At 44.5% G+C, this 14,069-nt stretch carries 9 protein-coding genes, 1 rRNA gene and 2 riboswitches; all 10 genes read right to left on the bottom strand.

From position 1 onward, the window contains the following. A 16S ribosomal RNA gene (locus DYI25_RS22065) occupies positions 1 to 85 on the bottom strand; the annotation flags it as partial. A 374-nt stretch (positions 86 to 459) separates the two neighbouring features. Next, on the bottom strand, positions 460 to 2,535 hold the full coding sequence (gene ptsG, locus DYI25_RS22060; protein ID WP_213372907.1) for a glucose-specific PTS transporter subunit IIBC: 2,076 nt from the start codon (positions 2,533 to 2,535) through the stop codon (positions 460 to 462). 183 nt (positions 2,536 to 2,718) lie between these two features. After that, positions 2,719 to 3,561, bottom strand: coding sequence for a glucose PTS transporter transcription antiterminator GlcT (gene glcT, locus DYI25_RS22055; protein ID WP_213372905.1), 843 nt, complete (start codon positions 3,559 to 3,561; stop codon positions 2,719 to 2,721). Positions 3,562 to 3,697: 136 nt separating this feature from the next. Next, a complete protein-coding gene (locus DYI25_RS22050; protein ID WP_213372903.1) occupies positions 3,698 to 5,029 on the bottom strand; it encodes an NCS2 family permease in 1,332 nt (443 codons plus the stop codon). Between the two features lie 119 nt (positions 5,030 to 5,148). Continuing rightward, positions 5,149 to 5,250, bottom strand: a riboswitch (purine riboswitch). 86 nt (positions 5,251 to 5,336) lie between these two features. Further along, complete coding sequence (gene guaA, locus DYI25_RS22045; RefSeq protein ID WP_213372901.1) at positions 5,337 to 6,884, bottom strand: glutamine-hydrolyzing GMP synthase; 1,548 nt, start codon at positions 6,882 to 6,884, stop codon at positions 5,337 to 5,339. A 145-nt stretch (positions 6,885 to 7,029) separates the two neighbouring features. After that, positions 7,030 to 7,131, bottom strand: a riboswitch (purine riboswitch). A 31-nt stretch (positions 7,132 to 7,162) separates the two neighbouring features. Further along, positions 7,163 to 9,388: a transglutaminase TgpA family protein gene (locus DYI25_RS22040; protein WP_213372899.1), complete on the bottom strand. Its 2,226-nt coding sequence runs from the start codon at positions 9,386 to 9,388 to the stop codon at positions 7,163 to 7,165. Beyond that, complete coding sequence (locus DYI25_RS22035; protein ID WP_213372897.1) at positions 9,385 to 10,602, bottom strand: DUF58 domain-containing protein; 1,218 nt, start codon at positions 10,600 to 10,602, stop codon at positions 9,385 to 9,387. The genes DYI25_RS22040 and DYI25_RS22035 overlap by 4 nt, the downstream gene beginning before the upstream one ends. A 1-nt stretch (position 10,603) precedes the next feature. Beyond that, entirely contained in the window at positions 10,604 to 11,545 is a 942-nt protein-coding gene (locus DYI25_RS22030; RefSeq protein WP_425374548.1) for an AAA family ATPase, read from the bottom strand. 353 nt (positions 11,546 to 11,898) lie between these two features. Then, a complete protein-coding gene (locus DYI25_RS22025) occupies positions 11,899 to 12,273 on the bottom strand; it encodes a hypothetical protein (protein ID WP_213372893.1) in 375 nt (124 codons plus the stop codon). Between the two features lie 199 nt (positions 12,274 to 12,472). Next, positions 12,473 to 13,909 carry an esterase/lipase family protein gene (locus DYI25_RS22020; RefSeq protein WP_213372891.1) on the bottom strand — a complete coding sequence of 479 codons (1,437 nt, stop codon included), beginning with the start codon at positions 13,907 to 13,909 and terminating at the stop codon, positions 12,473 to 12,475. Positions 13,910 to 14,069: the final 160 nt, after the last annotated feature.

Here is a 14,069-nt window from a genome sequence, read left to right as displayed (position 1 = left end):
GCAAGCTAATGAAGATCCGCTCGACTTGCATGTATTAGGCACGCCGCCAGCGTTCGTCCTGAGCCAGGATCAAACTCTCCAAGAAAGAGTTATGAGTTAGCTCATAAAGTTAAAACGTTGGCTCATGTTCTTCTATAATAGAAGCCATGATAATTTATTGTTTGTTGACGCTTGTTTGTTTAGTTTTCAAAGAACAATTTGTTCGCGCCGCTCAGAAGCGACTTTAATAATTTATCACGTTACAGCACTGAATGTCAACAACTTTTTTAAATTGTTTTTTTCATCATTAAAATGTTGTTAACCTGTTCGCGACTGTTTCTATATACTATCACCCGAGGTGCCCAGAGTCAACAAGTTTACACCTTGAAAAAATTGGGTAATGCATCAGCTGTTCATTTTCTTCTATATAAATAAAAAAGCCAGCCTCCAAACTAACAGGAGACCGGCTGTAATTACTTCTTATTTAGTAATCGAAATGATATTCTCGTCTTTCACGTCCACATTGCCTTTCTTATTGATGACAATGCTTTCCCCTTCCGAAAGGTTAGTGAATACAATCGGAGTGATGATTGACGTTGCGTTTTTCTTGATGTAATCAAGATCAACCTTCAATAACGGCTGTCCTTTTGTCACTGCGTCATTTTCAGAAACAAGTGTTTCGAATCCTTGTCCCTTCAAATTAACAGTATCAATTCCCACATGGATAAGGATTTCTCGTCCAGAGTCAGACAGAATTCCGATCGCATGCTTTGTCGGGAACAAGTTAACGATTTTTCCGTCTACCGGGGATACAACTGTACCTTCAGCAGGCACGATAGCAAAGCCGTCACCCATCATTTTACCTGAGAAGACTTGGTCAGGCACTTCAGTGATTGGCAAGATTTCACCTTTAATAGGAGAAACAAATACATCTGCATTAGCATCTGCATCATGGTGCGTCTGCAATGCTTCTGGATTTACCTCTTCAATTTGTTGCTCAACCTCAGTTGCCTGGTTTGTTTCAACCGGACGAGGTTTTTTACCGCTCATAATATCTTTCATCTGGCCTTTGATTGTTTCTGAACGAGGGCCAAAGATTGCCTGGATGTTGTTGCCGACCTCAAGCACTCCGGCAGCGCCAAGCTTTTTCAGGCGGTCTTTATCGACATTCTTAATGTCATTTACAGAAACACGAAGTCGTGTGATACACGCATCTAGGTGAGCGATGTTTTCTTTACCACCCATCGCATCAAGAACTTCATATGGAAGGTCGCTGGCTTGTCCTTTTGCTCCGCCTTCTTCCTGTTCATCTTCAACTGCTTCGCGGCCAGGAGTCATCAAGTTGAACTTGCGGATCGCAAAACGGAAACCAAAGTAGTAGATTACCGCGAACACTAAACCTACAGGAATAACAATCCATGCGTTTGTCTGTGGGTTGATTAGCCCAAACAGAATGTAGTCAATCAGACCACCAGAGAATGTCATACCGATTTTTACATCTAAAAGGTGCATAGTCATGAAAGATAGACCAGCAAAGATTGCATGTACTCCAAAAAGGACTGGCGCTACGAACAAGAATGAAAATTCAAGCGGTTCTGTGATCCCTGTTAGGAAAGTCGTTAATGCAGCAGATAACATCAATCCGCCGACAACTACTTTTCTCTCAGGGCGTGCTTCATGATAAATCGCTAACGCTGCAGCCGGAAGACCGAACATCATGAACGGGAACTTACCTGTCATGAATGTACCTGCAGTAAGATTTTGGACATTATCCGCAATCTGCGCCATGAATATACGCTGATCACCACGGACAACATTCCCAGCCTCTGTAGTATATGAACCAAACTCAAACCAGAATGGCGAATAGAATATGTGATGCAGACCGAACGGAATCAATGAACGTTCAACAACACCAAAGATAAAAGCTGATAGTGTCAAGTTTGCGTGAACCATGTTTTGCGAGAATGCATTTAAGCCATTTTGGATCGGAGGCCAGATAACAATCATCGCTAGACCAAGCAGGATTGCAGTACCTGCCGTGATGATTGGTACGAAACGCTTACCGGCAAAGAACCCAAGGTAAGATGGCAATTCAATTTCATAGAACTTGTTGTAAAGAGCCGCGGCAATGATACCAACGATGATACCGCCGAACACACCCGTTTGCAGGGTCGGAATGCCTAGGATGTTCTGGTAGTTAAGCCCGTTCACATCCTCTGCAGTAATTCCCAATACAGTACCCATTGTCACGTTCATGATCAGGTACCCGATAATCGCTGCTAGGCCAGCAACACCTTCACCGCCAGCCAAACCAACAGCTACACCAACAGCGAACAATAACGGCAAATTCCCGAAGACAATGTCCCCGGCATTTTGCATGACAGCCGCAACCATATTGACGCCACTGTTATCTAAAAATGGAGCAAGCTCCAGTAAAGCAGGGTTTCTAAGCGCAGCACCTAGAGCAAGCAGAATACCTGCAGCTGGCAATAGTGCAACTGGAAGCATGAGCGCTTTACCTACTTTTTGAAGAACACCAAAAACTTTCTTAAACATAGGAATACCTCCTGAAATTTTTTCTCTCCTTAAAGCGGTTACAAACATTAAAAAAACAAATAAAAAAGGCATGAGAAAGATGTAGCGAAAGAAGCATACGGATATATTACCCATAAAACTCCATTTCAATTACATTCTTTACTCATGCCTGATCGAATCAGTAACACGTAAAAAATAATAACCTTATTTAACTTTTTTCTGAAGCCTTTGCAAATGCATTGTCAGATAGACGGCTTCAGCATCGCATACTTGTTTTTTCAAGGTCTGCTGCATCACTTTAATGAGTTTCCACGAAAGATTGTAGCACACCGGATATTCTTCTTTCAAGAGGGTTGCAAATTTTTCTGGTTCCTCTACTGTTTCACCATTATTGACCCTTTCGATCGTGAACCGTATGTGGCGTACGAGCCTGGTGTAGTCAATCCCCTCTTTGTCGATTTCAATATCCAGGTTTTCTTCAATCATTTGTACCAATTTTGTCACAAGCTGCGAGTGTTTGTTGACATCAGAAAGGTTGCGATTCATTACCGCGCTATGGATATGAAGGGCGATGAAGCCTATTTCACCATCCGGGAATTCAATCCCTGATTTATCCTTGAGAAGCTGGACAACCTCTTTGGCGATCTGGAATTCGGTTGGATACAGCGTCTTCGTTTCGACTAAAAATGGATTTTTGAAATCCAGCCCATTCGCAATTCGATTTGCGGCGAACATCAGGTGGTCTGTCAACGCGACATGGATGTGTTCATTCAGTTGGCTCGCTGCTCTTTTTTTGATCAGCTCAATGGAAGAAATGATAGCCTCATGCAGATCGTTCTCGACGAAAGGCAATAACTTAATGTAGTTCGCCTGCTCTCTTTCATCCTTAAGGACAAACATTTTTTCCGCCTGCCCCTCTTCTATCAAATCTCCCTTTTTCCGGTTGAAGCCGATGCCCTTGCCGATCAGGATGACTTCCCCGAATGAAGGGTGGTCAGCTATCATGACATTATTGTTCAATCCTTTTTTCACTGCAATTTGGTCCATCCTGCATCCCCGTTTCAGCTTGTACTATAGAAATATCGTATATAAGGGAGTTTTATAAGTCAATCTGAAGCGCCTTTCGTGCCTGTTTTAATTTTTGGCAAAAAAAGAGCCAGCCGGACAGGCTGGACTCAATTTACTATTCTGTTAAAAACACAAAGTAAAGCACGAAAATCACGAAGAACAGATACATAATTGGATGAACTTCTTTCGATTTCCCTTTTACGAGCATAGTGATTGGATAAAAGATGAACCCTGCTGCGATTCCTGTTGCAATGCTTGATGACAATGGCATCGAGATCATGGTCAGGAATGATGGTACTGCGATTTCAAATCGGCCCCATTCGATTTTACCTAGAGAAGAAACCATCAGGACACCTACGATAATCAAGGCTGGCGCTGTCACAGCTGGAGTGACGACTGAGAGCAGCGGGAAAAAGAACAGTGATAACAGGAAGAATCCCGCTGTTACAAGTGAAGCAAATCCACTTCTGGCTCCTGATGCTACACCAGCAGATGATTCAATATAGGAAGTTGTTGTTGACGTACCGAAGATCGAACCAACAAGTGATGCGATTGAATCAGCGAACAAGGCGCGGCCTGCACGTGGAAGCTTGTTATCTTTCATTAAGCCTGCCTGGTTGGCAACCGCAACAAGTGTACCTGCATTATCAAAGAAGTCAACGAACAAGAATGTTAATATGATTCCCATCATGGTAGCTGTGTAGAATGATGGATCACCGAAAGCAGTGAATACTGCACCGAATGTAGGCGCTACGCTTGGAACCGCTCCGACTACTTTTTCAGGTGTTTCGATAAGGTTGAAGATCATTCCCACAATGACACTAATGATAATTCCAAAGAATACCGCACCGTGAATGCCTCTTGTCAGCATGATGACGGTTACCAATAAACCAAAAAGCGCAAGTAATGTATTTGCGTTTGTCAGATCTCCGAGTCCAACAAGCGTTGCCGGATTATCGACGATGATACCTGCATTTTTTAATCCGATGAAGGTAATGAATAATCCAATACCTGCGCCGACTGCGTGCTTGAGTTCAACTGGGATGGCATTGATCAATTTTTCCCGCCAGCCTGAAATCGTCAAAATCAGGAAGAATACACTTGAAATGAAAACTGCTGCAAGTGCATGTTGCCATGGTGCGCCGTGGCTTAGAACAACTGTGTAAGCGAAGAATGCGTTCAAACCCATTCCCGGAGCAAGGGCAATCGGGTACTTACCAATCAGGCCCATGATGATGGAGCCAACTGCTGCAGCAAGTGCTGTCGCTACGAAGACAGCACCGGTATCCATCCTCAATGCTTCCGGCAAGTCCGGTACGTCTGCTAGTGTAAGTATATTTGGATTCACAATAAGGATGTAAGCCATGGCAAGGAATGTGGTCATCCCGCCAATGAATTCACGGCGATAGTTCGTTCCGAGCTTCTCAAATTCAAAATACTTCTTCATTTTTCTTTCCCCCTGAATAGTTTCAGGAAATAAGGCCAAAAAGAAAACACCTCGGGTTACCGGGCGTTGACTGTAGGCAATAAAAGAAAGAATGGTGGCAGTAGATTGATAGTTTGCCAGCCATGAATTCTATACCTCGTAGTCAAGCCATTTACGGTAGCTCGGTAGAAACTTTTGGGCCATATCCCCAAGATTATACGACGAATTATGACAAATTATTAAGTTCAGTTTCATTCTAACAGGACTTTTGCCCCTAGTCAATAAAAAAACGAACATTTTTCATGTTCGTTTTTAAATCGTTCGTATTTTACTCCCATTCGATCGTTGCAGGAGGCTTGCTCGTAATATCATAGACAACTCTGTTCACATGGTCTACTTCATTGACGATCCTTGTTGAGATGACCTCGAGAACGTCCCACGGAATCCTGGCCCAATCGGATGTCATTCCATCAATTGACGTTACCGCACGGATCCCGATTGTGTAATCATAAGTCCTTGCATCACCCATGACACCGACGCTGCGGATATCAGGAAGGACGGTGAAGTACTGCCAGATTTCACGATCAAGACCAGCTTTCTTTATTTCATCACGGAGGATAGCATCTGATTCCCGAACAATCTCTAGTTTCTCTTCCGATATCGCACCCAGGACACGAATGCCAAGTCCAGGGCCAGGGAATGGCTGGCGCCAGACGATTTCATCAGGCATGCCAAGCTCAGTGCCAAGCGCCCGGACTTCATCCTTGAACAAAGCATTCAATGGCTCGATCAATTTGAACTGCATATCCTCAGGCAGTCCGCCTACATTATGGTGGGACTTGATTGTCTGCGCTGTCGCCGTACCGCTTTCGATAATATCAGTATATAATGTTCCCTGTGCCAGGAACTCAATGCCTTCCAGCTTTTCCGCTTCATCATCAAAAACATAAATGAATTCATTTCCGATGATTTTCCGCTTCTGCTCAGGATCGGATACTCCCTCCAGTTTGCTGAGGAACCGGTCCTTCGCATCGACTTTGATCACATTCATGTTGAAGCCATCAGCTAAAGTTTTCATAACGCCTTCCGCTTCATCTTTACGCAATAAACCGTGATCGACGAAGATGCAAGTCAGCTGGTCGCCAATCGCCTTGTGGATTAGCACTGCAACCACCGAGGAATCTACTCCCCCGCTAAGCGCACAAAGGACTTTCTTGTCACCGACCTGCTGACGAATTTTCTCGATTTCAATTTCAATAAAGTTTTCCATCGACCAGTTGCCTTCGCATTCGCAAACTTTGAAGACGAAGTTTTTCAAAAGGTCATTTCCGTAAATCGAATGGCGTACTTCCGGATGGAATTGAACAGCATATAGTTTGCGGCTTTCATCACTCATTGCCGCGATTGGACAGGAAGGGTTGATGCCGTCCACCGTGAACCCCGGAGGTGACATCGTCACAAGGTCTCCATGGCTCATCCATACAACCTGCTCACCCGGCGTTCCTTCAAATAATCTGTTCTGGTTATGCAGAGTCAACAAAGCTTTTCCATATTCACGGTTCTTCGCCTTCTCAACCTTGCCGCCGAAATGCATTGTCATCAGCTGCATTCCGTAGCAGATGCCTAAAATCGGCAAGCCAAGCTCAAAAATCTCCTCATCACAGCGGAAGGCTCCCTCATCATAGACGCTGTTCGGGCCACCGGAGAAAATGATTCCCTTTGGATTCATTTCCTTGATTTCCGCAGCTGTGATCGTATGCGGATGAAGCTCACTGTAAACGCCAAATTCCCTGATCCTTCTCGTGATCAGCTGGTTATACTGGCTGCCAAAGTCTAATACAATAATCTTTTCCTGGTCTTGCAGCTCGGTTTTCATAAAGTCACCTCATTTAAAAAATAGAAACGCGGAACTGGAATCCTATGTAGTTAATATGCCCATATCTACGTTTTTGCCCATTAAAAAAGCCAGAATCCTGCCTCCAAAAAAATAATAGGAAAGCAGGATTCCAGCCCGTTACGAACAAAAAGAAGCCTGCCTTCATAGTCAAATCATTTCCGGTGATTTGGTAGATACTTTCGAACCATATTATCGAGGATATATGAAGGTTGATTCTATATAGTTGCAAACATTGTATCAGTATAATATTTTAATGGTCAAGCACTAACTTTACGAATCATGAACTCCCAATACTTTTTCGCATCCTGCCACATGTTTTCATCCTTATCGCCACGGTACAGATACTCTTCATACTTTTCTGTCAGCCAGCGCATCTCATTTGTAGAGAAGAAAGAATCCACATAATTGGCATAATCACGCAATGTCTGGCCGTTTTCTCTTTTTAGACCGTATCTTCCTAGCTGCTTCAATAGGGCAATATAGGCTTTTTCCATGTACTTATTTTGTTTTTTGTACTTGTAGAGTAGGATATACATGATAGGAAGCCATCTTCCTCTCAATCTATACATGATCCCGGAGAACACGGCCAATACGAGTACTATCAGGAAAATCTTCGGCAGATTATCATTCAGGAATGCCCCTGCATTTTTCAGGCCATCCGAAAAAGAAACCTTTGACTTGTCAACCTGCGCTTGTTCTTCTGGCAGTTCCGGCTTCTTCGGAGCAGCAGGAGTTGTATCTTCCTCTTCGTCTTGGCCTGTCTGGGTTTGTGAGTCGTTTTTATTGTCATACTCAAATTGAACGTTATTTGAAAAACCTTGTGTCGGCTCAAATGGTACCCATCCGACTCCAGGGAAATATCCCTCTACCCAGGAGTGGGCGTTGTTATTTGTGATCTCATAAAGACGGCGACCATTCTCCAATGTATCGATATATTCCCCTTCGGTATAGCCCTTTACCCAGCGCGCTGGAATGCCAACGGAACGCATCATGACAACCATCGATGTCGAAAAATTGTCGCAGTAGCCGCGCTGTGTTTCAAACAGGAATTGGTCGACATAGTCCTGATCGTCATCTGGGACTGCCACATTTGATTGATCATAGACAAATTCATTCGAACGGAAATATTTTTCAATCGCCTGTGCTTTCTCCAGCCAGGTTCCTTTATCTTTTGTAATTTCCTCAGCAAGCTCAACTACCCGCTCTGGAAGTGCCTCTGGTACCTGTGTGAATTTCGAGATAAAATCCGGGGTATTTTTTACCGCCATCTGCTCAGGTCCAGCCTCTTTTAGTTTCTCTACACTGTACACCGGGTGATCAAAGGTGAGCGAGTACGGTCCAAACGAACCGGCTTGCCCATCAGCAATAGAGGTGATTTTCTCTGTTGTTGGATCAAGGCTGAATTGGAGGGTGGAGTACCCTGCAGATGCCTCCACTTGTGTCACCCCTAACGGATAAACCAGATGAGGATAGCCGATTTTCGGAATGACTCTGCTGGTACGCTCTTCTGTCTTCACCCCCGTATCAAAAGGCTGCATCGGAATTTGCTGCTCTTGTAAAAATTCAACTGGCATTGCAGTTTTGGATTCTTCTGCAACCCAGCCTTTCCCCGTATAGACATCCTTTGTTTCAATCCGCCAGTAATGACGCCCATCCGCTTCAGCAGCAAAGACGACCCGGTCGTCTCCGATGAACGGTCCGCCAAGAGCCGAATCATCCGTTCCGTAGCCAACTTTTTTAACCCCGCCGCTGCCACTGCCTGAATCCTGATTATATGAGGTAATGAACGGGACAGGATCCGGCCAGATCGGGTCCGCCTTTGGAGCTGCATAGCCAATCCCCACACTCAAGACAATCATGGCAACAAGAGGCACCATCCATTTTTTCGCACTTTCGAGGTTTTTCTTCACTACCTCCTTATCGGCAATCCGGTAATAGGCCAGCATCCCCATGACAGCAAAACCCGCAATGACTGTACGCACAATCGCAACATCCGCTTCATAAGGAGTGAACGTATCCAGCACCGTTATATAAACCAGCGTCATGAAGTAAAACACGAAAATTTGCTTCCTGTTAATTAGCCAATATTGTATCAAGTATGCCATCAGCCAAAGCAAGATAAAGAACAACAATGTTCGGAACACATTCGAAATTTCAGTCCATTCAGCATTCATGACAGTCACTGAATTGGCGATTACTTCATTGCCCAGTTGCCCAAACCATTCCAGGTTAAAAAATGTTCCTTCATAATACATAAAGTGTACGGAATAAAGGATGATGATGATTTTTATAATGGCTGACGGCAACATCGGCATATTGAAGTAGGACATCATCAGCGATACAAACACAAAACCAAGAAAAACACTTAAGTGCCCAGTATCGGTCAGTTCCTTCAATGGCCGTAGCCACTCCCACAGCAGCAAAAAGCTGAAAATATACAGTAAAAAGAAAGTGACGTCTTTTTTGGGTTTATCGATCTTCAACCTCTATTCACCTCCGAGAAGGCTTCAGCGAACTGGCCGTCATGTACCATGACAAGCCGGATTCCCCTTGCATTTGCCGAGGCTCTTAAATTCTTCTCCGTTTTTGTCGGGGATTCCTGACGATTCTTGATCAGGAAAATACTCACCGATCCGTTTCTTTGATTATAGAAGGCAGCTTTTTCAATCAGATCTTTCGTGAGTTGGGCGGTAATCAGCATGATGGAATTGTTCTGCTGCGCTAAAAAGCTCTCTGACTCTAGGACCCGGTCAAACGAGACGGGGCACTCATCCTGGATTTTGGCAAGGTGGTAGAGTAGCTGTTGCTGCTGGGATTCTCCGCCACGAGCAGGAAACGCCTTCCGCTCGGCGCTTAATGTCAATAAGCCCACCTGCGCGCCTTTTCGTAGTATCGCCCTGATGACCGAAGCTGCGAAAGATACAACCACTTCAAAGCGCGGATCAGAGGCACAGTCCATCAAAATGATCACATCATGCGACTGCCTCTGTTCGAACTCCTTGGTCATAATGTCATTCCGCCTGGCAGTCGCTTTCCAGTTGATCCACGAAAAACGGTCTCCCGGCTGGTATTCACGAACACCAATTGCCATCGACGTATCACGTTGGACACGCTCCTTCGAGGCGGTCATCCCCTGGTCAAAATGATGGGCAACCGGCCTATAAACCATATCCTGATAAGCAGGATAAACCAAAATCTTATTTTCAACTGGCAATATCTTTTCTTTTTCAATTAACCCGAGTGGATCCCCCGTTTTCAACTTAATCCCCAATAAGGTATGCTCACCCCGAGGAAGGTTTTCAATCGAATAGTCAAAACCGAATACCCGGTTGAATCCGGGAAACAACATCGTTTTCGCCTTTTGCAAATCCCTGTTCCCCGACAGTGTATCCCCGGCCTCTTCTTCACCAATTGCATAAAACAGCGGAAATGCCCAATTTCTTTCAAGCACAACACTGGCTTTGAACCTCTCGCCAGCATTGTAATCCTGTTTCGTAAACACCCTTTCCGCCTTGATATCCTTAATTGAATAAAAAGCGAGGCCTAAGGCATAGAGAGCGAATGGCAAGAAGCTGTAAAACAAGAACCAGCTGACAAAACCTCCTTGGAACATCGCATAGGAAAAGGTGATCAAGATCAAAAACAGTAAAACGATGAGCTTCCAAATTTCTTTGAACTTTTGGAAAAATTTTTTCATACTACTTCACGAGCCTTTGGACCGGCACAGGCACTCTCGCCAACACTCTGTTGACGACATCCTCGGTTGTGATCCCTTCGAACCTGGCCTCTGATTTCAAGATAATCCTATGGGCAAAAACAGATGGCGCTAGATATTGGACATCATCCGGAATGACATAATCCCTTCCGTAAATGAATGCATAAGCCTGCGCAGCCTTCATCAAGGCGATTGATCCACGAGGACTGACACCAAGATATACACTTGAATGGCCGCGAGTCCGGCTAGCCAGTTCCACAATATATCGCTTGATCGTATCATCTACAACCACTTCTTTAATGCTCTGCTGCAGGTCGCGTAAATCTTCCAATGTCACAACAGGCTGCAAGTCTTCAATCGGAAGATTCCGCTGTGCCCGATTCAAAACTTCCATTTCCTCGTCCGGTGCAGGATAGCCCATTTTCATTTTTAGCAGGAAACGGTCAAGCTGGGCCTCCGGCAGTGGATATGTACCCTCATAATCAATCGGATTCTGTGTTGCCATGACGAAAAACGGCTTACCAAGCAAATGCGTGACACCATCAACCGTAACACTATGCTCTTCCATTCCTTCAAGCAGCGCAGACTGGGTCTTTGGGGAGGTTCTGTTGATTTCATCGGCAAGAATGATATTGCCCATGATTGGGCCCGGCCTGAATTCAAACTCCATCTCTTTAGGATTGTATATCGAAACACCTGTCACATCAGAAGGCAACAGGTCGGGTGTAAACTGGATCCTCCTGAACTTGGCGCTGACAGACTTCGCAAGAGCACGAACCATCATCGTCTTACCTACACCGGGCACGTCCTCAAGCAGCACATGGCCGCCGGAAAGCAATGCAATCAAGCTTAGCTCCGCTACATTCCGCTTTCCTGTCATAACTTTATCAATATTTCCTAGTATTCTTTCAACTGTTGGATTCATCTGATACCGCACCAAAACTCCCCCTTAAAATCTATTTATCTACGTAAACTATTACTTTTTTTATTTCAATAAGTCTATATTCGCTATTTTCTGTAAAAATCCTGTAATATGCAGGGTGAAAATATTTCCACCTTGTGATAGACGTAAGTTTTCTCGGGAATGTTTCAGTTTAAGAACAAAAAGCGAAGGAGACTGCTCAACTCCGACAAGCGACCCGAGGGGATAGGCGCTGGAGCTGGATTAAGAATACTACTGGTAGTTATCCACAACTAAATAATTTTATAATCTCCTGGTAAACAATAAAAAAAAACGGCCTCATCTCGAGAAGCCGTCATCAACTTTAATATAACTATTTAACTTGCAGCCTTTGGAATCGCACCCATGCCCTCAAGGATGATTTTCGCATCGGTATTCAAATATGCATCTATATCATTCCGCAAAAACAATAGCGAGTGGTCCCTGACGATTACCTTCAAGCCTCTCAAGTCAAACTTTGAAGCATAGCTATTCACTGCATTGATGACTGCCATGTCTTTCCTCGTAAGCGGCTGCTGCCCGGACTCCATCCGTTTCGTCAAAAACTCAAGCAACTCCCTTGCATTTGACTTTAGACGGCTGCGATTCTCGTTCAGGATTTCAATGTTCTCTTCCATATACATCCTTGCGGCAGCAAAATCGAGCTCCTCGACACAATTGTTGATCCTGGCAATCAAATCCAATACGTGCATTACTCTCTCCTCCTGGTGTACAAACTCTACTTAACTTTTATATCGGCCGGTAATCCTGCCACTCCATCTTTTATGTAAAAATTAGTGAATAAGACTTATAGGATACAGGGTAAGAGTAGGAGTTTGGTCCATAGTGATAGGTGGATAGCACCCGGTTCTTCATCTTTTATGGCGGCTGAGAATCCAGCCGCCACCTGCTTTATCTATGTGTCTTCCCGCTTTCATCAACATAGATGGATTCAACAATTGTCCGTTCGAATGGCTTCCCTTTTGAGTCAAATCCGGTAACTTCTGTTGTCAGGTTGTAAACACCTGGCTCTGTGAGATCGCCGTCTACGACTTTACCAGATTTTTCACCTTTCCCTGCTTCTTTTAGCTTCTTTTTGCCATCATGGTCATATTTGATCCACTTTGTTTTATATGAAGCTTTCACACTTTGACCTTTGTCTTTTTTTAATTCCACATCAAGCGGACTGTCAATGCCAACCACTAGCAGGTAAGACGCGGCCGGTCCAGTTACCTTCCATTTACCATCATCTGGTTTATCGATTTTAAACATATGGACCCAGGCGCCTTTAAAAAAGTCACCTTTATCCTGTTCTATTTTTGCCACCTTATACTCCTGGCCATCTGGCCCCTTCAGTTTCAGAGAAGCCATCTTCTTTTCACTGAGGAATGCCAATTGGAAGCTTTCTGCACCATCTTCAATTACGAAGCTTTCTTTAAGTGCTTTAACAGCTTTTCCGCCTTTGACAATCTGGTTTGTTTCAGGATCGGCTATGCTCTCGGAAGCTGAGAAGGTATTCGCCATAGCTGGCTGTTCTGAGATTGTATATGGTTTGAATACTGAAAAAGTATATGACCCTTCCCGAATAGTTGTATGGTTCCAGGCGCCTTCCCGGACTATTGTTCCGCCAGGCAAGCGGGAGCTGGATACCGTAACAACACCGTCATTGGAGCCATAGCTGCTCAAATACAGCCCTCCCCAATATAAAGCGCTGCCAAATGAGCCCCATTTATATCCGCCGAGAGTATAGTAGCGGTTCTTCGTAGAATTTGAATGGCTATCTGTAATGCTGCGGAAATATTTCATATTCCCTGTCATGAGGGAACGGGTCGCATCATTATTGTTTCCAAGCAAAGCTGCCAGCCACCAGGCGGAGCTGCTGTGGGCAAGGTCTGAGAGTTGGGTGCCGTGATGAGGCGAAGACAGCGTAATCATATTCGAAACATATGGGTGTGCACCATAGTGGACCAACGCAGTCTGCGCATCGACTCCCCCCTTGCTATAGCCTACAACAACGAGTTTTTTCTGCCCGAAGTAATCATAGATAACCTTCAGCTTTTGAGCTAACATCGCTCCATTTTCCCACATATCCCGATCTGAATAGAGATCGATGAATGCTGTCTGATAGCCATTTGCAAGTGCGGTTTCATACATATCATTGCCTTCCCACCAAACAGATGCCGAATTATTATAGCCATGCACAAATACAATTGGTGATTTAGCCGGATCAACCCATGAAGGTTGTGCGCCTACATACCATGTTCCCGGGACTCCGGAAGAACCGCCACCGAGACTACCCGCTCTTGCTCCCACTGGTACCATTAGCAATAAAACCATCAATAATGACATTATTCTCTTACTCCTTCTCAAACCCCTACCCCTCCTTTTTGTTTTCAGGCCCTTTTGCGAGCAGCTATTTTAAAAGCGGCCATCATTATATGATTATTAAGGTGATGATCCAAAAAGAATGGGAAACTGGGCTTATTTAATTGGGAAAGAAATAACTTGC

Source organism: Mesobacillus boroniphilus, assembly GCF_018424685.1.
Classification (GTDB): Bacteria; Bacillota; Bacilli; order Bacillales; family Cytobacillaceae; genus Mesobacillus; species Mesobacillus boroniphilus_A.
This window is presented reverse-complemented; position numbering and strand designations above follow the sequence as displayed.

What these genes read in the sequence shown, in the direction of transcription:
- ptsG (WP_213372907.1), bottom strand. Translation starts at nt 2,535, where the DNA reads ATGTTTAAGAAAGTTTTTGGTGTTCTTCAAAAAGTAGGTAAAGCGCTC.
- glcT (WP_213372905.1), bottom strand. Translation starts at nt 3,561, where the DNA reads ATGGACCAAATTGCAGTGAAAAAAGGATTGAACAATAATGTCATGATA.
- DYI25_RS22050 (WP_213372903.1), bottom strand. Translation starts at nt 5,029, where the DNA reads ATGAAGAAGTATTTTGAATTTGAGAAGCTCGGAACGAACTATCGCCGT.
- guaA (WP_213372901.1), bottom strand. Translation starts at nt 6,884, where the DNA reads ATGAAAACCGAGCTGCAAGACCAGGAAAAGATTATTGTATTAGACTTT.
- DYI25_RS22035 (WP_213372897.1), bottom strand. Translation starts at nt 10,602, where the DNA reads ATGAAAAAATTTTTCCAAAAGTTCAAAGAAATTTGGAAGCTCATCGTT.
- DYI25_RS22030 (WP_425374548.1), bottom strand. Translation starts at nt 11,545, where the DNA reads ATGAATCCAACAGTTGAAAGAATACTAGGAAATATTGATAAAGTTATG.
- DYI25_RS22025 (WP_213372893.1), bottom strand. Translation starts at nt 12,273, where the DNA reads ATGCACGTATTGGATTTGATTGCCAGGATCAACAATTGTGTCGAGGAG.
- DYI25_RS22020 (WP_213372891.1), bottom strand. Translation starts at nt 13,909, where the DNA reads ATGTCATTATTGATGGTTTTATTGCTAATGGTACCAGTGGGAGCAAGA.